At 60.5% G+C, this 21821-nt stretch carries 22 protein-coding genes; 12 read left to right on the top strand and 10 right to left on the bottom strand.

Annotated features, from left to right (window positions below; genetic code table 11):
* From iolE to PIB16_RS11020, 3 genes are all read left to right on the top strand, one after another.
* Complete coding sequence (gene iolE / locus PIB16_RS11030; protein WP_065655359.1) at positions 1-909, top strand: myo-inosose-2 dehydratase; 909 nt, start codon at positions 1-3, stop codon at positions 907-909.
* Between the two features lie 187 nt (positions 910-1096).
* Positions 1097-1909: a 5-deoxy-glucuronate isomerase gene (iolB, locus tag PIB16_RS11025; protein WP_065655360.1), complete on the top strand. Its 813-nt coding sequence runs from the start codon at positions 1097-1099 to the stop codon at positions 1907-1909.
* A 215-nt stretch (positions 1910-2124) separates the two neighbouring features.
* Positions 2125-3252 carry a Gfo/Idh/MocA family protein gene (locus tag PIB16_RS11020; protein ID WP_065655361.1) on the top strand — a complete coding sequence of 376 codons (1128 nt, stop codon included), beginning with the start codon at positions 2125-2127 and terminating at the stop codon, positions 3250-3252.
* Positions 3253-3414: 162 nt separating this feature from the next.
* Here PIB16_RS11020 and PIB16_RS11015 read toward each other — a convergent pair whose 3' ends face one another.
* The 3 genes from PIB16_RS11015 to PIB16_RS11005 all read right to left on the bottom strand — a co-directional run bounded on the left by PIB16_RS11015 (position 3415) and on the right by PIB16_RS11005 (position 6383).
* Entirely contained in the window at positions 3415-4377 is a 963-nt protein-coding gene (locus tag PIB16_RS11015; RefSeq protein WP_065655362.1) for a 2-hydroxyacid dehydrogenase, read from the bottom strand.
* 339 nt (positions 4378-4716) lie between these two features.
* Positions 4717-5739: a LacI family DNA-binding transcriptional regulator gene (locus PIB16_RS11010; protein WP_003505469.1), complete on the bottom strand. Its 1023-nt coding sequence runs from the start codon at positions 5737-5739 to the stop codon at positions 4717-4719.
* 134 nt (positions 5740-5873) lie between these two features.
* Positions 5874-6383 (bottom strand): MarR family winged helix-turn-helix transcriptional regulator, encoded by a 510-nt coding sequence (locus PIB16_RS11005; RefSeq protein WP_035263256.1) that lies wholly within the window; start codon positions 6381-6383, stop codon positions 5874-5876.
* A gap of 79 nt (positions 6384-6462) precedes the next feature.
* Between PIB16_RS11005 and PIB16_RS11000 the strand changes: the two genes are divergently transcribed.
* From PIB16_RS11000 to PIB16_RS10990, 3 genes are all read left to right on the top strand, one after another.
* Positions 6463-7263: a creatininase family protein gene (locus PIB16_RS11000; protein WP_065655363.1), complete on the top strand. Its 801-nt coding sequence runs from the start codon at positions 6463-6465 to the stop codon at positions 7261-7263.
* A gap of 113 nt (positions 7264-7376) precedes the next feature.
* Positions 7377-8492 carry a CobW family GTP-binding protein gene (locus PIB16_RS10995; protein ID WP_065655364.1) on the top strand — a complete coding sequence of 372 codons (1116 nt, stop codon included), beginning with the start codon at positions 7377-7379 and terminating at the stop codon, positions 8490-8492.
* 483 nt (positions 8493-8975) lie between these two features.
* Positions 8976-9968, top strand: coding sequence for a WD40 repeat domain-containing protein (locus tag PIB16_RS10990; RefSeq protein ID WP_271045618.1), 993 nt, complete (start codon positions 8976-8978; stop codon positions 9966-9968).
* 28 nt (positions 9969-9996) lie between these two features.
* Here the strand turns inward: PIB16_RS10990 and PIB16_RS10985 are convergent, their stop codons facing one another.
* From PIB16_RS10985 to PIB16_RS10975, 3 genes are all read right to left on the bottom strand, one after another.
* Complete coding sequence (locus PIB16_RS10985) at positions 9997-11178, bottom strand: MFS transporter (protein WP_065655365.1); 1182 nt, start codon at positions 11176-11178, stop codon at positions 9997-9999.
* Positions 11179-11506: 328 nt separating this feature from the next.
* A complete protein-coding gene (locus PIB16_RS10980) occupies positions 11507-12154 on the bottom strand; it encodes an outer membrane protein (protein ID WP_065655366.1) in 648 nt (215 codons plus the stop codon).
* 527 nt (positions 12155-12681) lie between these two features.
* On the bottom strand, positions 12682-12969 hold the full coding sequence (locus PIB16_RS10975; RefSeq protein ID WP_004433441.1) for a hypothetical protein: 288 nt from the start codon (positions 12967-12969) through the stop codon (positions 12682-12684).
* A gap of 270 nt (positions 12970-13239) precedes the next feature.
* Between PIB16_RS10975 and PIB16_RS10970 the strand changes: the two genes are divergently transcribed.
* From PIB16_RS10970 to PIB16_RS10960, 3 genes are all read left to right on the top strand, one after another.
* A complete protein-coding gene (locus tag PIB16_RS10970; RefSeq protein WP_065655367.1) occupies positions 13240-14418 on the top strand; it encodes a hypothetical protein in 1179 nt (392 codons plus the stop codon).
* Positions 14419-14525: 107 nt separating this feature from the next.
* Positions 14526-15167, top strand: coding sequence for a DUF1007 family protein (locus PIB16_RS10965; protein ID WP_004433429.1), 642 nt, complete (start codon positions 14526-14528; stop codon positions 15165-15167).
* Complete coding sequence (locus tag PIB16_RS10960; protein WP_065655368.1) at positions 15161-16210, top strand: nickel/cobalt transporter; 1050 nt, start codon at positions 15161-15163, stop codon at positions 16208-16210. Before PIB16_RS10965 ends, PIB16_RS10960 begins: the two co-directional genes overlap by 7 nt.
* On the opposite strand, the gene PIB16_RS10955 is transcribed toward PIB16_RS10960, so the two are convergent.
* The 4 genes from PIB16_RS10955 to PIB16_RS10940 all read right to left on the bottom strand — a co-directional run bounded on the left by PIB16_RS10955 (position 16207) and on the right by PIB16_RS10940 (position 18869).
* Positions 16207-16482 carry a hypothetical protein gene (locus tag PIB16_RS10955; protein ID WP_065655369.1) on the bottom strand — a complete coding sequence of 92 codons (276 nt, stop codon included), beginning with the start codon at positions 16480-16482 and terminating at the stop codon, positions 16207-16209. The two genes, PIB16_RS10960 and PIB16_RS10955, sit on opposite strands and share 4 nt — an antisense overlap.
* Positions 16469-17161 carry a GNAT family N-acetyltransferase gene (locus PIB16_RS10950; RefSeq protein WP_065655370.1) on the bottom strand — a complete coding sequence of 231 codons (693 nt, stop codon included), beginning with the start codon at positions 17159-17161 and terminating at the stop codon, positions 16469-16471. Before PIB16_RS10950 ends, PIB16_RS10955 begins: the two co-directional genes overlap by 14 nt.
* A 265-nt stretch (positions 17162-17426) precedes the next feature.
* Entirely contained in the window at positions 17427-18122 is a 696-nt protein-coding gene (locus PIB16_RS10945) for a tellurite resistance TerB family protein (protein WP_004445183.1), read from the bottom strand.
* A gap of 108 nt (positions 18123-18230) precedes the next feature.
* Entirely contained in the window at positions 18231-18869 is a 639-nt protein-coding gene (locus PIB16_RS10940) for a 2-dehydro-3-deoxy-phosphogluconate aldolase (RefSeq protein WP_065655371.1), read from the bottom strand.
* A 171-nt stretch (positions 18870-19040) separates the two neighbouring features.
* Between PIB16_RS10940 and PIB16_RS10935 the strand changes: the two genes are divergently transcribed.
* The 3 genes from PIB16_RS10935 to trhO all read left to right on the top strand — a co-directional run bounded on the left by PIB16_RS10935 (position 19041) and on the right by trhO (position 21657).
* Positions 19041-19529, top strand: coding sequence for a CYTH domain-containing protein (locus tag PIB16_RS10935; RefSeq protein WP_065655372.1), 489 nt, complete (start codon positions 19041-19043; stop codon positions 19527-19529).
* Positions 19513-20421: a CHAD domain-containing protein gene (locus tag PIB16_RS10930; protein ID WP_065655373.1), complete on the top strand. Its 909-nt coding sequence runs from the start codon at positions 19513-19515 to the stop codon at positions 20419-20421. Before PIB16_RS10935 ends, PIB16_RS10930 begins: the two co-directional genes overlap by 17 nt.
* 291 nt (positions 20422-20712) lie before the next feature.
* Entirely contained in the window at positions 20713-21657 is a 945-nt protein-coding gene (trhO, locus tag PIB16_RS10925; protein ID WP_104679886.1) for an oxygen-dependent tRNA uridine(34) hydroxylase TrhO, read from the top strand.
* Positions 21658-21821 lie beyond the last annotated feature (164 nt).

Below are 21821 nucleotides of genomic sequence, written 5' to 3'. Positions count from 1 at the left end.
ATGATCCGTTACGGAACCAACCCGATTGCCTGGTCCAACGACGACGACCGCACGCTGGGCGCGCATATCAGCCTCGAACAATGCCTCGATGAAACCGCCAAGATCGGTTTCGACGGCATCGAGAAGGGCCACAAGTTCCCGACCGAGCCGGAAGGCCTGAAGGGCGTGCTTTCGCCGCGCGGCCTCTCCTTCGTCTCCGGCTGGCATTCGCTGAACCTTCTGACCGACGACATCGAGTCCGAAAAGAAGGCGATGCAGCCGGCGCTTGACCTGCTGAAAGCCATGGGCTCGAAGGTCATCATCGTCTGCGAGACCTCCAATGCCATCCATGGCGATGACAACAAGGCGCTGGTCGACCGCCCGCGCCTTGCGGCCGGGGACTGGGCGAAATTCGGCGCGGGCGTCGAGGCGCTGGCCGCCTTTGCCGCAGAACAGGGTATCACCCTCGTTTATCACCATCACATGGGAACGGTGGTCGAGAGCGAAGAGGAAATCGATCTCCTGATGAAGCATACCGGCCCCAAGACGCATCTGCTGCTCGATACCGGCCATTGCCTGTTCGGCGGCGGCGATCCGGTGCGCGTCGCGCAGAAATATATGGGCCGCGTCGGCCATATCCATGCCAAGAACGTGCGCCCCGTCATTGCCGATCAGGTGCGCAATGAGCGGCTCTCCTTCCTCGAAGGTGTTCGCCGTGGCGTATTCACCGTGCCGGGCGACAGCGAAGGCGGCGTGAATTTCCCACCGGTTCTGAAAGTGGCGGCGGAGCATGGTTACAGCGGCTGGCTGGTGATCGAGGCGGAACAGGACCCTGACGTGCGCAACCCGTTCGAATATCAGAGCCTCGGGCTGAAATCGCTGAAGGCTTTTGCGCGCGAAGCAGGGCTGGACAAGGCTCAGGCTGCTTGAGCTGAACCGATAACGGGCGGCATATCCCGCCCGTCATATCGGCCTTGCCGGTATCCAGCCACCCAAGTCCTTGGGCTGAAAAGAGTTGTCCCCGCCGCGCGGACGCGCGTCGGCTGGACCCCGGCTCAAGGCCGGGGTGACGAGACGGCAAGAACCGACGAACGACTGACCAAAAAGGAAAACCACCATGACCTCACTTCTGCGCAAGCCGGTCGCGACCAGCGGCAAGGTGCACGATATCACGCCCCAAAGCGCGGATTGGGGTTATGTCGGTTTCGGCCTCTACCGCCTGAAGCCGGGCGAGACGGCAACGGAAAACACTGGCGACACGGAAGTCATCCTCGTGCTGGTTGAAGGCAAGGCGACGATTTCCGCAGGCGGTAAGGACTTCGGTGAACTCGGCGACCGCATGAATGTGTTCGAGCGCAAGCCGCCGCATTGCGTTTATGTTCCGGCCGGCTCCGAATGGTCGCTGACCGCCACAACGGATTGCACCATCGGCGTCTGCACCGCACCCGGCGAAAAAGGCAGCCGCGAGGCGCAGCAGATCGGCCCGAATGGCGTGCAGCTCACCGAGCGTGGCAAGGGCGCCAATACGCGTTACATTTTCCCCATCGCCATGGAAGAACGCGATGTGGCCGACAGCCTGCTGGTAACGGAAGTCTTCACGCCGTCGGGCAACTGGTCATCCTATCCGCCGCACCGGCATGATGAGGATAACTACCCAGATATGACCTATCTGGAGGAGACCTATTATCATCGCCTCAACCCGGCGCAGGGTTTCGGCTTCCAGCGCGTCTTCACCGAAGACGGTTCGCTGGATGAGACCATGGCGGTGTCGGACGGCGATGTCGTGCTGGTGCCCAAGGGTCACCACCCCTGCGGCGCGCCCTATGGTTATGAGATGTATTATCTGAACGTGATGGCGGGGCCGATGCGCAAATGGCGGTTCAAGAACCACCCGGATCACGACTGGATTTTCAAGCGGGATAATCCGTAATTCACTCACCTGTCCTCATTCCTGTGCTTGTCACAGGAATCCAGCCGGCGCGCGTCTGCGCGACGGGGAGAGCCTTCCCAGCCCAAGGACTTGGGCTGGCTGGATCCCTGTGACAAGCACAGGGATGAGGGAGGAGAACCTTTGTTTCGCCTGCCACATTTCAATAAACGCTCAATGCATTGATTTCATTCTAAAAATCTCGGGAGGAAAATACCATGGCCGCTCTTGGCGTGGGCCTTATCGGCACCGGTTACATGGGCAAATGCCACGCGCTGGCGTGGAACAACGTCACCAGCGTCTTCGGCGATGTGGAACGCCCCCGCCTCGTGACGCTCGCGGAAGTTAACCCCGAGCTTGCCGCGAAGAAAGCCGCCGAGTTCGGTTTTACCCGTTCGACGGGCAACTGGCGCGACCTGCTTTCCGACCCCGAGATCGACGTGATCTCGGTCACCACGCCCAACGCCTTCCACCCGGAAATGGCCATTGCCGCCCTTGAGGCCGGCAAACATGTCTGGTGTGAAAAGCCGATGGCGCCCGCTTTTGCTGACGCGGTGAAGATGCGCGATGCGGCCCGCCGCTCAGGCAAGGCGGCAGCGATGGGCTACAACTACATCCAGAACCCCGTCATCCGCCATATACGTCGTCTGATCGACGAAGGCGCCATCGGCAGAGTCTATCACGTCCGCGCCGAAATGGACGAGGACTTCATGGCGGATGCCACCCAGCCCTTCTACTGGAAGAGCGAAGCTTCCTCCGGTTACGGCGCGCTGGACGATTTTGCCGTGCACCCTCTGTCCCTGCTATTCGCCCTCTTCGGCCATGCCGAAAGCGCCATCACCGACATGGTGAAACCTTACGAAACCCGCCCGCTTGCCGGCGGTGGCGACCGCGCCGTCGAGACGCACGATCTTGCCAGCGTGCTGCTGAAGCTCGAAGGCGGCATTTCCGCCGTGCTCATTGCCAACCGTTCCGCTTGGGGGCGCAAGGGCCGCATCGCCATCCAGATTTATGGTTCCACCGGCTCGATCCTGTTCGATCAGGAGCGGATGAACGAGTTCCAGCTCTACACCACGGATGGACGCCCGGAAGAACAGGGTTTCAGAACAATCCTCACCGCGCCGCACCACAAGCCCTATGACCGCTTCATCCCCGCCCCCGGCCACGGCCTCGGCTTCAACGATCTGAAGGTGATCGAATGCCGGGAACTGATCACGGCAATCGAGGGGAAAAAGGCCCATATCATCGATTTCGAGGAAGGGCTGAAGATCGAGCGCAGCATTCATGCCATGGCGCGATCATTTGCCGAAGGGCGATGGGTGGGAAGCGCGGAGATTGCGGAATAGAACGCCCACAAAGGGCGAGAACCTCTCTTCCGTCATACCGGCCTTGAGCCTGTATCCAGCCACGGCGCGTCTGCGCCGTGAGAGGAGTATTTCGCGATCAAGGACTTGATCGCGCTGGACCCCGGATCTAGTCCGGGGTGACGGGCGTGTGGCGGTAAAGCATTACCCCTTGACCGGCGTTTCCGGCACCGGCGTCAGCACCTTGCCGTCCCTGAACCAGCCAAGAATATTGTCGGCCACCAGATCGGCCATGGCGTTGCGCGTCGGAACCGAGGCGGAGGCGACATGCGGCAGCAGGGAGACGTTCGGCAGCGACAGGAAGGCTTCCGGGACTTTCGGCTCGGCATAGAACACATCGAGACCGGCAGCGCCCACAGCACCGCTCTTAAGCGCCTGCAGAAGCGCATCCTCATCGACGCTGGAACCGCGCCCGACATTGATGAACACGCCATCAGGCCCCAGCGCCGTCAGGATTTCGGCGTTGATCGCCTTATGCGTTTCCGGCGTACCCGGCACGATGCAGATGAGGATATCGACGGCTTCCGCCATCTCCTTCAGCGAGCCGTAATAGGTGTAAGGGAGGCCATCCCGTTTGCTGCGGGTGTGGTAACCGATCTCCACCTTGAAAGGCTCCAGCCGCTTGGCGATTTCCTGGCCGATGCGGCCCATGCCAAAGAGACCTACCTTGCGGCCGCGCAGCGAAAACGGCGACAGCGCGAACGGGCCTTCACCAACCCATTTGCCGTCGCGAAGCCAGGTCTCGGCCTGATAAAGACGGCGCACGGTGTTGATCAAAAGCGCAATCGTTGTATCCGCCACCTCGTCGTTCAGCACATCAGGCGTATTGGTCACCACGATGCCGCGTGTGGCGGCATGTTTGGCGTCGACGCCATCATAACCCACGCCGAAATTGGCGATGATCTCGAGCTTCGGCAACGCATCGATCCATTTGGCGTTGACGACGCCGGAAACGGCAATGGCGTTAACACGCTCGGCCGCACCATCAGGCAGAACCGGCTCGGCGCCGGCAGGCACAGTCACGATCTCGACCTTGCCTTCGAGGCGTTCGAGAACGCGCGGGTTTATCTTGCCGGGAACGAGAACGACGGCCTTTTTGTCAGACATGAGCGGATATTCCTCCTGATAACATTCCGATAGCCGGAGCGGGTTTCAGGCGAACCTTTCGCCATCCCACTCCTCTGGGCGGCGATCCTTTCAAACAAACACGGCCGTGAAAAGGGCAATAAGGGGATGCTATGGGGGCAGACGGAAGTTTCATGCCGATTTTTTTAAGCGCCCTCACCGTCATGCCGGACTGGATCCGGCATCCAGCCAGCCCAAGTCCTTGGGCTGAGAGAGTCTTTTTCACCGCGTAGACACGCGGTGACTGGATTCCGGCTCAAGGCCGGAATGACGGAAAGGTGCAATGCACAGAACGCGCACCATTTCCCATCGTCTGAAGCCTCACACCCGCGGCCGCACCGGCCCGGTCGATTGCCGGATGCGCATTTCCGGCTTGATGAGGTGAATGCCATCAGGCTCGTGGCTGCCCGCCAGCCGGTCCAGCAGCGCGCGCGCAGCCAGGCGCCCAACCTCGGCCTGGCCGTTAGAAACCGTGGTCAGCGCCGGGGTGGCGATGGCAGCTTCCTCCAGATCGTCGTAGCCCGTTACCGAGATATCGACACCCGGCACCAGGCCGGCACGGGAAATGCCATTCATGAGACCGATGGCAACGAGATCGTTCCAGCAGACGGCCGCCGTCGGTTTCTGCGGCAGGGAGAGGAAATGCACGGCAGCCTCGAAACCGCCCTGCTTGGAGCGCGGGCCGGGAATACGCAGGTTCGGATCGACCTCAATGCCCGCCTTGCGCAGCGCATTGACGTAACCCTGGTAACGGTCACGCCCCGTCGAGGTCTGGTCGGTGCCGCCAACCATGGCGATGGTGCGGTGGCCGAGGCTGATCAGGTGGTTGGTGGCAAGTGAAATGCCATAGCTGTCGTCACCGCGATAGGTCGGCATGTCGACGCCATCCATCGAACGGGCCACCAGAATGGCGGGCATGCCGTTCTCCTCGGCCAGCGTCATGTCCTCGATCGGCGTGCCGATGGCGGGCGACATGATGATGCCGTCCGAGCCGAGCTGCAGCAGCGTTTCGATGAAGGTGCGCTGTTTTTCTACCGAATCGTAATGGTTGGAAAGAATGAAGGTCTGGCGGCTGCGGTCCAGCTCGCTTTCGATGGCTTTCAGAATTTCCCCGTAAAACGGGTTCATCACATCATGGAATACCACGCCGACAATGCCGGAACGCGAGGTGCGCAGGCTGGCGGCGCGGCGGTTGTAGATGTATCCCAGCGCCCGCGCCTGTTCCTTGATCTTGTCCCGCGTATCGGCAGCCACCAGCGGGCTGTCGCGCAATGCAAGAGAAATGGTGGCGGTCGAAAGACCGAGGCTTTCGGCAATCGTGGACAGTTTGACCTTTTGGGCCACGGCATTCCTCCCCAAACGCGTGTTAGTGACGGATGGCTCCGTTTAAATTGCAATTAAACAATTTAAACAAAATCCGCAACCCGTTTAAGGAATACCCACAAAACAGATGGTTCTTTTAAAAATTTCAGCAAAAATTATTGAAGATTGGCGTCTATTGCCTTCAAGAGTTTAACGATGTTGCGCACATCCTTGGCCGAAAGCCCCTCAACGGCTCTTGCACCGCAATTGGCGATGGAAACATTGATGTGTTCGACGCTTTTCAAACCCGCTTCCGTCAGCTTCACCAGCGTCACGCGGCCATCCTCATCGTCGCCGCTGCGTTCCACGAAGCCCTGGGCTTCCATGCGGCCGATGGTGCGCGTCATGGTCGGCGCTTTGACGCCGAGTTTCTGGGCGATCTGCCCCGGCGTGAGACTGCCTTCCTGCGCCAGCGCCAGGATAACGCCGTCTTGGCCCGCATAAAGCCCGCTTTCGGCAAGGCTGTGGCTGAGCGCCGTGCGCATGGAACGGGCCGCCTGGGTGATGGATTGCGCCAGTTCCTCGGGGTTGAAATTCTCATCCCGTTTTTTGGCGTCCTTTACCTTCTTGCCGCCCTTTTCCTTCTTGGCGCTTTTGTCCTTATGCCCGGTTTTGTCCTTGCTCATATGCGAGTGCCTTTTACCCTGTGGCGGAACCGATATATGTTGCTGGAAATCCTTAACGAATGCACGCGCGGACTGCCATATGCCAAACTCATACACGCATTATCACGACGAAAACGTAACAGACCCGCATCTTCGCGCAACAGCTGCAATTTCCGTGCTACCGCTCGGCGCGCATGAACAGCATGGGCCGCACCTGCCTTTCGAGACCGATACGCTGATTGCCGAAGGCATCGCCGCCCGTCTCGCCGCCACCCTGCCCGCCCACCTGCCCGTCTCTTTCCTGCCGGCGGAACCGGTCGGCTATTCCATCGAACACATGAATGTGCCGGGCACGAAAACCCTGCGTTACGATGAGGCCATCGAGCGCTGGCTCGGCATCGCCGAGGCGGAATATAAAAAGGGCGTGCGCAAATTCGTGATGCTGAACGCCCATGGCGGCAACTCACCGCTGATGACCATCGTCGCAACCGAGGCCCGCGCCCGTTTCGGCATGCTGGCGGTCGCCACAAGCTGGACCCGTTTCGGCGTACCGGCCGATATCGTGAAGCCGGAGGACAAGGCGATCGACATCCATGGCGGCGATATCGAAACATCGGTCATGCTGGCGCTTCATCCCGAACGCGTGGCGATGCAGAAGGCCGAAGACTTTCCCTCCCGCCAGAGCGATTTCGCCAGCCGCTTCAAACACCTGCGCGCCTATGGCCCGCATGCATTCGGCTGGCTGATGAGCGATCTGAACCCCGACGGCGTTGCCGGAAACGCCGCCGCCGCCACTGCGGAAAAGGGCGAAAGGCTGATTTCCCATGCCGTAAAAGGCCTTGTCGAACTGCTTGAAGATATCCACGCTTTTGACATAACGTTATTTCATAACAAAATTTGAGTGCCATGGCCGAATTCGGTCAAAATCTCTTTGAACTGCCCGGACGTCGCGCCTATATGGACGACGACACATCTTCCTGAGGCCTGACGGCCTCTCTCCACGCGGGGTTTTCCATGACCGAAACAGCTATAGCCAAGCCCATTCCAGTCACCGTCCTGACGGGATATCTCGGCGCCGGCAAAACGACGCTTCTCAACCGCATTCTCTCCGAGAACCACGGCAAGAAATACGCTGTCATCGTCAATGAATTCGGCGAGATCGGCATCGATAACGATCTGATCGTCGAGTCCGATGAAGAAATCTATGAGATGAACAATGGCTGCGTGTGCTGCACGGTGCGCGGCGACCTCATCCGCGTCGTGGAAGGCCTGATGCGCCGCCCCGGCCGTTTCGACGGTATCATCGTTGAAACGACAGGTCTTGCCGATCCCGTTCCAGTCGCCCAGACCTTCTTCATGGATGACGATGTGCGCGCCAAGACCGAGCTTGATGCCGTCGTTGCCCTCGTTGACGCCAAGCACCTGCCGCTGCGCCTGAAGGACAGCCGCGAGGCCGAAGACCAGATCGCCTTTGCCGATGTCGTCGTCGTCAACAAGACCGATCTCGTTTCGCCGGAGGAAGTCGCCCGCATCGAGGATATCGTGCGCGCCATTAATCCTTCCGCCCGCATCTACAAGACCACCCGGTCCGGTGTCGATCTCGCCCGGGTTCTCGATCAGGGCGCCTTCAACCTGGAACGCGCGCTGGAAAACGATCCGCATTTCCTCGAGCATGGCCATGACGACCATGTTTGCGGCCCTGATTGCGATCATCACCACCACGATCACGACCATCATCATCATGACCATGACCACGGGCATCATCACCACGATCATGATCATGATCATGGGCACGACCATCACCATGGCGCGGTTTCGCCGATCCATGATGTGACGGTGCAGTCGGTCTCGCTGCGCGGCGGCGAGATGAACCCTGAGCGGTTCTTCCCGTGGATCCAGAAGGTCACCCAGACCGATGGCCCGAACATTCTGCGCCTCAAGGGCATCATCGCCTTCAAGGGCGATGCGGAACGTTACGTGGTGCAGGGCGTGCACATGATCATCGAGGGCGACCACCAGCGCCCGTGGAAGGAAGACGAAAAACGCGAAAGCCGCCTCGTCTTCATCGGCCGCGAACTGGACCGCGAGAAGCTGGAAAAGAGCTTCAACGCCTGCCTCGCGACGGCCTGATCGTTTGGCCCCGTCACCCCGGTGCCAGACCGGGGTGCGGCTGCGTCCGTCATCCGCCCGACGCGCGTTCTTCGACACCGTATACGGCAGTTGAAAATCATTGACACTCCGGCGCTCCGGGCTCACCCCCCTCTGTCCTGCCGGACATCTCCCCCTCAAGGGGGGAGATCGGCCCGTGGCGAGGTTTCGCACCTCTCGACGGTCGAGAATGAAGTGACAAGAAAGCGTCTTGCCGATCTCCCCCCTTGAGGGGGAGATGTCCGGCAGGACAGAGGGGGGTGAGCCCGGAGCGCCGGCGCGTCAATGATTTTAACTGTCCTGTAGGGTGGTTCCTCTACCACAAATCGCTCTATCTCCTTGATTTCACGAATCGTCCGAACGTAAAAGCGGTTCCGCTTTTGCCGGAAATGCTTTAGAACCATGCCTGCCGCCGGGGTCGACATCGTCGTCCCATCCGACACAGATACGAAAGACCGATGCCCCATGCCGACTGTTGCCCCGCTTGATATCGAAGGCCACGTGGTCTCGACCCATTTTCTCGGCGACATTCCCCTGTTTGCCACCGCCGCCGGCACCATTCATCGGCTGGATGGCGGCGAGAAGGTGACTGAGGCACATGACGGGCTTCTGACCTGCGTGCGCGATTCCTATAGCGCCACGCTGCTTTCCGGTGGCGAGGACGGCCGTGTGCTGCGCATCGGCCATGACGGCAGCATCGGCGAAATCGCCAACGTGCCGCGCAAATGGGTGGGCGTGGTTGCCGGCGGACCGCAGAAGGCTGTCGCTTATGGCGTCGGCAAGTCCAGTTTCGTCCGGCTGTCGGACGGCACGGTCAAGGAATTCAAGGAAGAGCGCACGGTGGAGGCCATCGCGTTTGCGCCCAAGGGCCTGCGCATTGCCGTTGCCCGTTATAACGGTGTGACATTGCACTGGGTGGCGACCGCCGGCGATCCCGTCGATCTGGAATGGAAGGGCGCCCATACGGGCGTCACCTTTTCGCCCGATGGCAAGTTCCTCGTCACTACCATGCAGGAAAATGCCCTGCACGGCTGGAAGATGGAAGCCACCAAGGGCGGCATGGAAGCGCGCCACATGCGCATGACGGGTTATCCCGCCAAGGTCAAATCCGTCTCCTGGTCGGCAAAAGGCAAATGGCTCGCCTCTTCCGGCGCGCCGGCAGCCATCGTCTGGCCGTTTGCCGGCAAGGACGGCCCGATGGGCAAGTCCCCGGAAGAACTCGGCAGCCGCGCCAACATCATGGTCACCAATGTCGCCTTCCACCCGGTGGAAGATGTGCTCGCCATCGGCTTCATCGACGGCATGATCCTCGGCGTTCGCCTTGCCGATGGCAAGGAAGCGCTGCTGCGGCGCCCCGGCAAGGGCGCCATCACCGGCATGGACTGGAGCGCCACGGGCAAGCTGCTTGCCTTCGCCTCCGAAGCCGGGGATTGCGGGATCATCGATATTTCGGCTTGAGGGATGGACACGGGGGTAACAGGCCGCCCTACTCCCCCACCTGCCGCCGCGTCAAAAACAACAGCAGCAAGGCCGCGCCCGCGCCAACCGAAGCGAGCCGGATCGAGACGCCGAAACTTGCATATTGCGACACGAACCCCATCAGCGGCACCGCAAAAAGCGCGGCGAGGAAGATGGAGTTCATGTAGAGCGCCGTCGCCCGGGCCGTGCGGCCGCGCGCAAAGCCCTGCACGAAGGTGAGGCAAGTGCCGGCGCAAAGGCCGTAATAGGCGCCTTCCAGCGCCGCGCCCGCGATCATGGCTGGCAATGTGGTGACCGAGGCGATGACGTTGAAAGCGACGATGGCCATCACCGCCGAAACGCCCAGAAGCAGGCGGGCGCTGAAGCGGCGCATCATTCGCGGCGCAAGCAGGATGAACAGAACCTCCATGGCGCATTTGACGCTGAGCGACAGGCCCGGCACGTAATCCGGCAGGCCGACCTCCCGCACCAGAAACACCGGCAGGGCCGAGGCGCAGAGAGCATGGGCAAAAGACATGCAGAAGCTGGCCGCCGCCGCCAGAAGCAGCGGCAGGTTGCGCCCTGTATCGTCGTCACCCGCCTGTCGCCGCTCCATCGGGCTGGTCTGGTCGCGCGGCACGACCGCAAGGGCAAGCCCGCCCCAGATGACCGCCATCAGCATGGCATTCACGAACACGGCCTTCGCGCCGGCAAGATCGAAGATCAGATAGGCGGCGGCAGGCAGCAGCATCCATGCCAGCGACACCATCGTCCGCAGGAAGGCATTATAGGCGGCCGTATCGAGCGCCTTCACCCGGCCATGATACCGGCCGTAACTGAAAATGAGCGTGCTGGCGGCATTGGAAAGCCCCATGCCGGTCGCCGTTATCGCCACCAGCAGCGCCAGATGCCCGAAACTCGCCGCCGCGGCCGCGACAAAAGCGCCGCACACGGAAAGCATCAACAACGGCCTCACCCGCACCCCGGCATCGACACGCTCGCCATAAACACGGCTGGCGGCAATCGAAGCCAGCGCCGCCGTGACGCTGTAAAAACCGACGGTGGCCGGCGGATGGCCGAGCACCTGGATGATGTAAAAACCGATAAATGGCACGACAGCCGCATTGGTGCTGCCGGCAATAAAAACCAGCAGGGCGATCAAATAGGCCTGACGATCGAAAGCGCCCGGCAAAGTGCTTTTCTGGAGCATGGGAATCGACTGAAGGCTGGGAGGCGGGACGGGATGGCGGCGACCACCATCACATCAAAAAGGCCCGCTGTTCAAGCCTGCTTGGAAAGCAGAATGCGGTTTCATTGCCGGTTAAAGGCGAAGCCGCTTCTTTTATGCCGGGCCTGGCTGCCGCCCTGGGGCTGGACGCAAGCCCTCAACCGCAAGCCCGTGTCACTCAATTAGAAGCACCTGCCCGGCGGTTTTTCTTGCCGCCGGGCTGGTTATGGATCGATATGCGTCGAACTGTCGCCCCCGATACCGCCACCGCAAAGATGGGCGACCCTCTTCGGAAACGAAAATCCGCAAATCAGAACTTTACGCCGAGACCGACGCTGACGACATGTTCGCTGAGCTTTCCATCGGCGGAAATGCCCCGGACAGTGTAGGTTTCCTTGCCGAAGTCGTTGTAACGATATTCGAGACGGCCGAATACGTTGTCGGTGAAGGCGTAATCGATGCCGGCGCCAATCGTCCAGCCATTCAGCATCTTGCTGGTATTGCCGAAGGGCGTCTTGATCTCGCTGTCCGTCGCGGTGTAACCACCGGCGGTGTAGATCAGGGCGCGGTCGACCGCATAGCCGGCACGCAGGCGCGCGGAGCCGTTCAGGCCCGAGGAAACCTTGCTGAGGTTGATCGTCTTTTTGCCCCAGGCATAACCGAGATCACCCTCGACACCGAGAATGACGGACGGCGCGACTTCGGCATTGTAACCGGCAAAGCCCGCAAAGCGAGCGCCATCGAAACTATGCTTGTCGGTCTCACCGTCTTCAATCGTTTTCAACCGCTCCCAGCCATAGCCGCCCGAAACACCGGCGTAAAAACCGTCCCAGGAGAAGGCAGGCGCGGCATCGTTGACGACAGGTGCTGCCGGAATGTCGCTGACGGCATCGGCAGCAATGGCTGCGCCGGAAAGAACGCCGAGCGCGGCGAGCGCGAGAAATGATTGTTTCAACATGAAAATAGCTCCTTCAAAACTTCCTTACCCGCCGAAATGCGAGCCGCGAACAGAACCGCCACCGAAATCACAATCACAAATGGCGAGTCGTGGACACGTGTTAATTGAAACATCCAAAAGTTAAAAGCAAGTAACAACAGCAGCAAAATTGAAAGTATTTTAAAATATAGATCATATTTTTACTTTATAATTTCATTTATTACCGACATAGAAATTAGAATATAAAAATATAAATATGCATCGGCGCACACCCCTTTCCGAAGCGGTCACGGATCGGCGGACACAAGGTGCTGGTGGAGCATCCAGAATAAAAAAAGAGGGCCGCGAGGCCCTCTTCCAGTCATGCGATGCGCCGTTTGTTCTTGCCGGAAACGCCATGCGTCAAACACACGCAACTCAAGGATCATTGCCGGCTTATGCGCTGCGCGCATCGTCTGCGTCGAAAATCCCTGATGATTTTCGAGCTGTTGCGTTGGAGCGGGATGGAGAAAAGCCCGATGGTTTCGCCATCCCGTTCCACGTCTCAGTTAGTGGCGGCGCTTTTTGCCGCCGTCATTCTTGTTGTCGATGACATCGACGGACGTCTTGTTGCCGTTCAGCACACCGTTCAGGATGCCGGTCTTGTTGCCGTTCAGGATCCCGTTATTGGACAGGATGCCGCTGACACCCAGATCGATGCTGGGCGAGACGACGACAAGGGCGCCGCCCTTGTTGCTGTTGCCGGACAGGATTCCTCCCAGAAGACCGCCCGCATTGGCCTGACCAACGGAAGCGACAGTAAGAATAGCGGCTACACAAGCGAACTTAGCAATCATTTCTCTCTCCTCTTTTGTTTGATCACGCCATCTGGCGTAACTGAACTGTATATTTAGAGGATTCTAATTCAAGCAAAGGCTAATATTACAATAAACGATTAACACTAATACTTGCGATTTTAATAAAATTTTACATATCGCATCTTTGCGCTTCCGCCCCTTGCTCAAACAATGCCGGTCGGTACCTGTGTCGCGACAGTAAAGCGGTGCGGGAAACTTTATTAACCATCCAAATATAAGATATTGCTTAATTAGATACCGGAGATGCGAATGCGGGTGGGGGGATATATCGCGCTTGTTCTCGGGCTTGCCTGCGCCTGCGGCGCGCGGGCGGGGGAAGAGGCCGATGAGCACAATGTTACCTATAAATCCGGCATTGCTTATGACAGCAATTATTTCGCCGACACCAACCGGCTGAGCGCGATTTCGTTGCGTGCCGGCTTCGGGCTGAACGGCAAGATCGCGCTGGAAGGGGCTGAGCTGCGTTATTCGCTCGAGCAGGAAGAGGTTCGCCTGCCCCGTTATCGTTTCGCCAATGAACATAACACCATCGCGGCGCTGGGGCTGACCAAACGATTTTCCGAAAAGCTGGAATGGGCCCTTGAGCTGCGCGGCACCCGCAGCGATGCCGGCGATATTTTCCTGCACCTGCCGGAAGAAGACATTGGTTACCGGCAGCTGGATCAAAAGCTGGAGGCGTCTTCACAGCTCGGCATCCTCGCCCTTGGCGGCAAGAATACGCTGACGGCAAGCCTCGCCAGCCTGATGAAAGGCAAGGCGCGGTTCCGCCCGGCCTATTTCCTGCCCACCCGACTGGAAGCGAACGAGGCGCTTTTATCGCTGAAGGCCGAACATGCACGATCACTCGGCGGCGGCGAGGCCGGGCTGACGCTTGCTTACGACCGTATCGCCGTGCCGGAGGGGCAGCAGGAAAAATATGAACGTTTCCCGGCCAATACGCTGCGAGGTTCTCTGGCCTATGGTTACGGGTTCTCCGACCGTTTCGCGGTTCTGGCCGAAGCGGGCTTCACCTCCATTTCCGGCGATGAGATCAGCGACAAGGTAAAGCGCACCCGCCCCTATCTGCGGGCCGAGGCCGAGGTGAAGGCCACCGAGCGTATCGCCTTCGGCGCGGGCTTTTCGCAGGACTATGCGCTTTTCGACCCGGATGACCCGATTGCCGAATTCCATCGCCGCTTTCAATTCGTCATCAAAAGCAGGCTCACCGAAAAGGTGGGGCTCGATCTTGCGCTGCACCGGGTCCACAAGGACTGGATCTATTATAATTACGATACCAGCGAGCGCCGGCTGGTCGCGACGCTCTCCTTCGATACCGGCAAGAACAGCAAGCTGGAGGTGGAGTTCAACCGACTGCTGCATGGCGAGCGCGATACCGATCTTGCCTATAGCGGCTCCAGCATCACCTCGCGTTTCAGCGGCACCTTCTGAAATTTAGTGTCGGCCCGCGCGAAGGATCGGACGCATCAGGTCGAAATTCGGTCCCAATTTCTGCTAGAGTCAGGCCTTCCAGATTCGAAGGCAGGACAGACCGGATAATGAACAGACGCTTTTTGCTCCTCGCGGCCGGCCTTGCCTGCGTTCCCGTCGCCGCGGCGGCCCATCCGCATATCTTTGCCGAAGCCCGCATGGAAATCGTCGAGGGGCCGAACGGCACCGTTCAGGAAGTGCGCAACATCTGGCGTTTCGACGAGATGTTCTCGGCAAGCGTGGTGATGGACTACGACAAGAACAGCGATCTGAAGCTCGACAAGGACGAGCTGGCCGAGATCGGCAATACCGTGCTGGAATCGCTCGCCGAATATTCCTACTACACCTTCATCACCGCCAATGGAAAACCGGTGGAATTTTCGAAGCCCGAGGCCATTCACGTGGACTATAAGGATCAGCAGATCCTGATGTTCTTCTCGGTGAAGCCGACAAAGCCTTTGGCCGTCAAGGGCAAGCTCAGCTTCGGCGCCTGGGATCCGACCATGTATACGGCAATCGATTTCGCCAAGGACGGCGATATCGCCACGCAGGGTAAGGACCTGAATGCCTGCAAGCATCATGTCGTCCGTCCCGATCCCGACGAGGTGATCTCGCAGAACCAGGGCACGCTCACCGACGCCTTCTTCAACGATCCGACCGGCACCGACATGACCAAGCTCTTCGCCACCCGGCTGGAGGTCTCATGCTGAGCCGCAGGGCCGGCCTCTTCGCAGTCGCCATTGGCCTCATTGTCGCGGCCGGTGCGGCCCATGCGCAATCGCCGCTCGGCATCGGCTCGGCCGAACCTTCCTTTTCCGTCGGCGGCCCCTTCGCCCCGCTGATGCAATGGATCAACGTGCACCAGCAGATGTTTTATCGGGCACTGACCGGCGCGTTGAAGGCCATGCGTGAGGATGGCTGGGCGCTCAGCTCGCTGATCGGCCTCTCCTTTGCTTATGGCGTTTTCCATGCCGCCGGTCCCGGCCACGGCAAAGCGGTCATTTCGTCCTATATGATCGCCAATGAGACGCAGCTGAAACGCGGCATTCTCATTTCCTTCGTTTCGGCGCTCCTTCAGGGTGCGGTTGCCATCGGCCTCGTCGGTGCGGCCTGGCTGGTGCTGCGCGGCACCTCCATCACCATGACGAAGGCGACGCAGGCGATGGAAATCGCCAGCTTCGCCATGGTGGCGCTGTTCGGCGCCTGGCTGCTGGTGCGAAAGCTCTGGTCGCTGCGTATCCGGCGCGAGCCTGTCGCGGTTTTCGCGCCGGCAGGTGAAACCGCGGTCGGCAGGACCACCGGCATGGGCACGGGGCTGCGGTTCCAGGGCAAGCCGGTTTTTGCCGATCACGACCATGACGGCACGGGCGATCTCTGCGCCGCCTGCGGTAAATCCCATGCGCCCGATCCGACGCTGCTCAAGGGCAAGAACTTCAGCCTGCACGAGGCATGGTCCGCCATCATCGCCGTGGGGCTCAGGCCCTGCTCTGGCGCGATCATCGTCATGAGCTTCGCGCTTCTGAACGGGCTTTATCTCGGCGGCGTGCTTTCCGTCCTCGCCATGTCGCTCGGCACGGCCATAACGGTATCGCTGCTCGCCATCATGGCCGTCTCGGCAAAAGGCCTCGCCGTGCGTTTCGCCGGCCCCGGCAGCCGCAGGGCAGCCGGCATCAGCCATGCGATAGAGATCGCCGGTGCGCTGTTCGTGCTCATCATGGGGCTGTTGCTGCTCGGCGCGTCGCTTAAGCTCTAACCGTCACGGCGACGCTGGTAACGGGCGCGCAGCCAGAACAGCAGGAAGAAACACAGCACGGCCACCGTGCCGAAGGCAGCGGCGAGCCAGGGCGAATAATCGCCGAGCCACAGCATGATCTTCGGCATGACGAAGAAGACCAGCCCGAAACCGACGATGATGAGGGCGGCGGCGAAGGCCGGCGACCAATCCTTCTTGCCGGGGCGCGCCTTTTCAGGTGCCGGGTTTTCAGGCGCCGAGTGTTCAGGCGCAGGCTTTTCAGGCAATGGCATCGGCAAACTCCGCACGGATATCCTCAAGCTTGCGCTTCTGCGCGCCGTCGGCCGCAAAATTCTCCGGCGCAAGCCAGGCTTCGAAGGCCTTGCCGATCAGCGGCCATTCGCCGTCGATCATGGAAAACCACGCCGTATCGCGGTTCTGCCCCTTCGAGATCATATGCTGGCGGAAAACGCCCTCGAAGGTGAAGCCATAACGCTTCGCCGTGATCTTGGAGGGCTCGTTTTCATTGTGGCATTTCCACTCGTAACGGCGATACCCCAGATCCTCGAAAACATGTTTCGCCATCAGGTAATGCGCCTCGGTGGAAAGAGGCGAGCGCTTCATCTTCGCGCCATGGGCGACGGAGCCGACCTCGACCACGCCATTGGCGGGATCGGGCCGCATATAGCTCGCCATGCCGACGATATCGCCGGTGGCGTTTTCAACGAAGACCAGCGTGACCCAGTTAAGCTTCTGCCCCGCGCCGACGAGCCAGTCGCCGAAAGCGTCGGCATCGGGAAAGGCGCTTTGCGGGAAATATTTGAGCAGCGCATTCACGCCCTCGCCGCCAAGTGCGGCCCAGAGCCTTGCAAGGTGTTTTTCGCGATCGAACGGCTCCGCCGTCACGTAACGGCCCTTCAACACCACCGGCTGCGGCGGCGGACATCCCTTGAAATCACTCAGATCGCGCATTCTCTTCCCCATTTGCTGGGAGAAGGATTAGGGCAAGCGGGGCGGGATGACAACAGTGCATGTGTCGGGTGGGCGGGTGCGGTTTACCCCCCTCTGCCCTGCCGGGCATCTCCCCCTCAAGGGGGGAGATCGACAAGCGGCTATTTCTCGCCTCTCTCAACGTTTGCGAATGAAGTGGTGGTAGCGCCTCCTGCCGATCTCCCCCCTTGAGGGGGAGATGCCCGGCAGGGCAGAGGGGGGTAAACCGCACCCGCCGAGGCTATCCTCAAACCTTCGCCGCCACCACCGTCGCCTCGATATGATCGACCAGCGCATCCGGCAGCCCAAGCCGCCCGGCCAGGAGGTCGAGATAGCCCCGCTCCGCCCGCGTATCGGCCTCGATGGCAAGCCGCGAGGCGGTGTAAAGCTCCACCTTCTGCTCTTCCGTGCGGGCGGCAGCCACCAGCGCGTCGATGTCGAGCGGATCGGCCAGTTCCTTTTCGAGGAAACGCTCGGCTTCGCTATCGAGGCCGGAGACCTGCACCTTGTCCATGATATTGGCGCGCTCCTTCTCATCGATATGACCATCCGCCTTGGCGGCGGCGATCATCGCCTGGATGAGCTTCAGCGCGAAATCATTGGAAAGGGCTGGCGATTGCGGGTGGAAGGCGGAATCGGCCGGCGGGGCGAGAAGCTCCGGCTCGGGTTTTGGCGCTGCTTCAGGCGCTTGGCCGGACTTGTAATTCTTGTAGGCGAGGTAACCGAGACCGGCGATGGCGGCGACACCGCCGATGGTGGCGACATTGCCGGCGAGCTTGCGGCCGGTCTTGGTGCCGAGAATGGCGGCGGCGAGCGCGCCGGCCTTGAGGGGATTGTTCTTTGCGATATCGGCGGCCTGCCCGGCTCTGTCACGGACGCTTCCCGAAAGGCCCGGCACCTGAGAGCCGAGGAATTGTTCAAGAAGCTTCTTGGCGTCGAACATCAAAATCTCCTGTAGAGGTCAAATCTACAGGGGAGATAGGAAGCCGTGGGCCGAATACAAATGTCAAACCCGCTCACGCCTTCGTGAACGGGTTTGACAGAATGCAAATCAGGCGCGCAGTGCGGCGGCTTCGGCGGCAAGCTTGGTAATGCCCGCCCAGTCACCCGTCGCCACCAGTTCGCGCGGGGCAACCCAGGAGCCGCCGACGCAGACGACGTTCGGCAGGGAGAGATAGTCATTGGCGTTCTTGAGCGACACGCTGCCGGTGGGGCAGAAGACCGTGCCGGCGAGCGGCGAGGACAGCGCCTTGAGATAAGGCGCGCCGCCGGCCTGTTCGGCCGGGAAGAACTTCAGCACCTTGTAACCCTCGTCGCGCAGCGCCATGACTTCGCTGGCGGTGGCAGCACCCGGAAGCAGCGGCACCTTCGAACCGCGTGCGGCTTCCAGCACGCTTTTATTGATGCCGGGGCTGACGATGAAGGTGGAGCCGGCTTCCGCCGCAGCTTCGAAATCCCGGGCATTGAGAATGGTGCCGGCGCCGACATTCGCACCCTCCACTTCCGCTGCAACCGCGCGGATGGCGTCGAGCGCCGCCGGTGTGCGCATGGTGATCTCGATTGCCTTCAGGCCGCCTGCGACCAAAGCGCGCGCAAGCGGCACGGCGGAAGCGGCATCATCCACGATCAGCACCGGCACGACCGGCTGGAGCTTGAGGATGGAGAGCAGTTTTTCGGATTCCTGGGCCAAGATGAGCCTCCCTTGCGCAATTGAAACGATTGAAATTCCGTCTACCGATTAGCCTGCCTCGGCTTTCATGTCGAGGCGCGCCAGCCGCATTTTTATCCAGATACTTCAATCAATTCGCTTCATCGCACTATCATATTGCGATAATCTGGCGCCCCAGTTCGCGGAGACAGCATGGCCAAGGAAATTGAACGGAAGTTTCTTGTTGCAGGCGGTGAATGGCGCAATGAGGTCACGCATAGCATGGCTTTCCGGCAGGCATATGTCGCCTCGATGGAAAACCGCTCGGTCCGGGTCAGGATCGTCGACCAGCGCGATGCGACCCTGACCATCAAGATCGGCGCAAGCGCGCTTGTCCGCGACGAATATGAATATTCCATCCCCCTCAAGGACGCCGAAGAGCTGATGGCGAGCGCGCCGGGCGTGGTGATCGAAAAAACCCGCCACACCGTCGATCATGGCGGCTTCACCTGGGAAGTGGATGTTTTCGAAGGGAAATATCACGGGCTGGTGGTGGCGGAAGTGGAAATGAACGACGAGAATGCCGATCCCGATCTGCCGTCCTGGCTGGGCAGGGAAGTCACCGGAGACAAGCGCTTCTCCAACCAGTCGCTCGCCATGGACTGTCCGAACGGAGACTTGCCGGATGCCCTTCAGAATTGATCCGAAAAAGCCCTTCGACAATGAAATCCGTCGGGCCGGGCTGGAGCTGATCGACGATACGGTCACGATCCTTCGCGACCAGCCGTCCGGATCGCACGAGGCCGTGCACGACGCCCGCAAGCGGTTCAAGCGGCTGCGCGCGCTCTATCGCCTCATCCGCAAGGCGGCACCGGATTTCGGCCGCGAGGAAAACGCCCGTATTCGCGATATCGCCCGCTCCCTCGCCTTTGCGCGCGATGCAACGGCGCTGGTGGAAACAGCGGAATATCTCGAGGCCTTCGCGCGTTCCGATGCGCAGGGCGAAGCGCTGCGCTCGATCACCGCGATGCTGCGCGCGCGCCGCGACGACGCCATAGAACATGAAGCGGGTCTCGACGAGGCCATAGCCGCCGCCATTGCCGGCTGCGGGGAAGCGCGCCAGAAGCTCGAGGACCTGTCGCTGCCGGATGAGTTGAAAGACACCGCCCGGCTGCTGAAAAGCGCCTGGGCGAAACAGAGAAAAAGGGCGCGCAAGGCGCTCACCGATTGCCATAAGCAGGCCGACGCCGAGCATTTCCATGAATTGCGCAAGTCCGGGCAGGCCTATTGGATGCATCTCGGCCTGATGCGCCGGCTCTGGCCTTCCGCCATGCGCGCCAAGCGGGCCGATACCAAGCGGCTGGTGGATATTCTCGGCCACGAGCACGATCTCTCGGTTCTTGCCGCCGTCGCCGACCGCGAGCCGGAGCGTTTCGGCAATGGCGAGCGGCTGGCCCTGCTGCTCGACGCCATCATCGAGAGGCAGCAGGCGCTGCGCACGGAAGGCCTTGCGCTGGCAAACGAGGTGTTTTCCGAATCCGTCCGCACCGAAAGCCGCATCGTCGGCCTGTTGTGGCGGCAGGCGGCGAAATAGGCTAACGCCACTTTCGGCGCTCACCCACCTCCGTCATTCCGGCCTTGAGCCGGAATCCAGCCAGCCCAAGTCCTTGGGCTGAAAAGATTCTCTCCGCCGCGCAGACGCGAGTCGGCTGGATTCCGGCTCAAGGCCGGAATGACGGAGGCGCCAATGCAACACCCTGTTGCCTGCACACGGCGGCAGGAGCGACAGAAAGCCCGCAAACCCTCCCGATTTGACGATTTTCAAAATACCCGAACCCACCGATAAATATTGCTTTGCGGCCGCCGTCGCTGTATTTCAGCGCCCATGACCGACACGACCATTTTCCCCCGCCCGGAAGTCTCTGGTGATTTCCTTGTGGCCGCGCTTTATCATTTCGCCCGCCTGCCGCGGTTCGAGAGCCTGCGCGAGCCGTTGTTTGCGCTCTGCCAGGAAAACGGCGTCAAGGGCACGCTGCTGCTTGCCGCCGAAGGTATCAACGGCACCATCGCCGGGCCGGATGCGGGCATTCACGCCGTGCTCTCCTTCCTGCGCGCTCAGCCGGAATTTACCGCGCTGGAGCACAAGGAAAGCCGCGCCTCGCACATGCCTTTCGTGCGGCTGAAGGTGAAGCTCAAGAAAGAGATCGTCACCATGGGCGTGCCGGATATCGATCCGAACCGCATCGTCGGCACCTATGTCGAGGCGCGCGACTGGAACGCGCTGATCTCCGATCCGGATACGATCGTCATCGACACCCGCAACGATTACGAGACCGCCATCGGCGTCTTCAAGGGCGCGGTCGATCCGCAGACGAAAACCTTCCGCGAATTTCCCGACTGGGTGAAGAACAATCCCGGCCTGCACAACAAGCCGAAGATCGCCATGTATTGTACCGGCGGCATTCGCTGCGAAAAGGCCACCGCCTTCATGAAGGAACAGGGTTTCGACGAGGTCTATCACCTCAAGGGCGGCATCCTGAAATATCTGGAAGAAGTGCCGGAAGAAGAAAGCCTGTGGGAAGGCGCCTGCTTCGTCTTCGACGAGCGCGTCTCGGTGGTGCACGGCCTTGCCGAAGGCGACCACCAGCTTTGCCACGCCTGCCGCAATCCGATCACACCGGAAGTGCGCCTATCCCCCAAATTCGAGGAAGGCGTGTCCTGCCCAAGCTGCTACGATGATCGCAGCGAAGAGGATCGCCAGCGCTTCCGCGACCGGCAGCAGCAGATCGAACTGGCCAAGAAGCGCGGCGAGCGGCATCTGGGGCGGTAAGCCCGGTCGGCTATCGGCATTCAGAGTAGGATTTCGATTGAGCGGCCCCCGCGTATTTCTTCTCCCCGCCGGAGCCCGTTGCAAAATCCCACGATTGTGATTCACTCCTGTCGCGATGACGGAGAGGTTGCGATGTCGGTTCGGGACAACAGGCAGTTCAGTTT

It is taken from the genome of Agrobacterium sp. ST15.13.015, from assembly GCF_027871645.1.
GTDB lineage: Bacteria > Pseudomonadota > Alphaproteobacteria > Rhizobiales > Rhizobiaceae > Agrobacterium > Agrobacterium leguminum.
The sequence above is the reverse complement of the archived record's forward strand: the minus strand, read 5'-3'. Positions and strand labels throughout refer to the sequence as shown.

Coding starts and splice junctions, on each gene's coding strand:
- PIB16_RS10960 (WP_065655368.1), top strand. CDS start 15,161: ATGCTGAGCCGCAGGGCCGGCCTCTTCGCAGTCGCCATTGGCCTCATT.
- PIB16_RS10975 (WP_004433441.1), bottom strand. CDS start 12,969: ATGATTGCTAAGTTCGCTTGTGTAGCCGCTATTCTTACTGTCGCTTCC.
- PIB16_RS10950 (WP_065655370.1), bottom strand. CDS start 17,161: ATGCGCGATCTGAGTGATTTCAAGGGATGTCCGCCGCCGCAGCCGGTG.
- PIB16_RS10930 (WP_065655373.1), top strand. CDS start 19,513: ATGCCCTTCAGAATTGATCCGAAAAAGCCCTTCGACAATGAAATCCGT.
- PIB16_RS10990 (WP_271045618.1), top strand. CDS start 8,976: ATGCCGACTGTTGCCCCGCTTGATATCGAAGGCCACGTGGTCTCGACC.
- iolE (WP_065655359.1), top strand. CDS start 1: ATGATCCGTTACGGAACCAACCCGATTGCCTGGTCCAACGACGACGAC.
- PIB16_RS10935 (WP_065655372.1), top strand. CDS start 19,041: ATGGCCAAGGAAATTGAACGGAAGTTTCTTGTTGCAGGCGGTGAATGG.
- PIB16_RS10970 (WP_065655367.1), top strand. CDS start 13,240: ATGCGGGTGGGGGGATATATCGCGCTTGTTCTCGGGCTTGCCTGCGCC.
- PIB16_RS10985 (WP_065655365.1), bottom strand. CDS start 11,178: ATGCTCCAGAAAAGCACTTTGCCGGGCGCTTTCGATCGTCAGGCCTAT.
- PIB16_RS10945 (WP_004445183.1), bottom strand. CDS start 18,122: ATGTTCGACGCCAAGAAGCTTCTTGAACAATTCCTCGGCTCTCAGGTG.
- trhO (WP_104679886.1), top strand. CDS start 20,713: ATGACCGACACGACCATTTTCCCCCGCCCGGAAGTCTCTGGTGATTTC.
- iolB (WP_065655360.1), top strand. CDS start 1,097: ATGACCTCACTTCTGCGCAAGCCGGTCGCGACCAGCGGCAAGGTGCAC.
- PIB16_RS10965 (WP_004433429.1), top strand. CDS start 14,526: ATGAACAGACGCTTTTTGCTCCTCGCGGCCGGCCTTGCCTGCGTTCCC.
- PIB16_RS10980 (WP_065655366.1), bottom strand. CDS start 12,154: ATGTTGAAACAATCATTTCTCGCGCTCGCCGCGCTCGGCGTTCTTTCC.
- PIB16_RS10995 (WP_065655364.1), top strand. CDS start 7,377: ATGACCGAAACAGCTATAGCCAAGCCCATTCCAGTCACCGTCCTGACG.
- PIB16_RS11015 (WP_065655362.1), bottom strand. CDS start 4,377: ATGTCTGACAAAAAGGCCGTCGTTCTCGTTCCCGGCAAGATAAACCCG.
- PIB16_RS11000 (WP_065655363.1), top strand. CDS start 6,463: ATGCCAAACTCATACACGCATTATCACGACGAAAACGTAACAGACCCG.
- PIB16_RS11005 (WP_035263256.1), bottom strand. CDS start 6,383: ATGAGCAAGGACAAAACCGGGCATAAGGACAAAAGCGCCAAGAAGGAA.
- PIB16_RS10955 (WP_065655369.1), bottom strand. CDS start 16,482: ATGCCATTGCCTGAAAAGCCTGCGCCTGAACACTCGGCGCCTGAAAAC.
- PIB16_RS11020 (WP_065655361.1), top strand. CDS start 2,125: ATGGCCGCTCTTGGCGTGGGCCTTATCGGCACCGGTTACATGGGCAAA.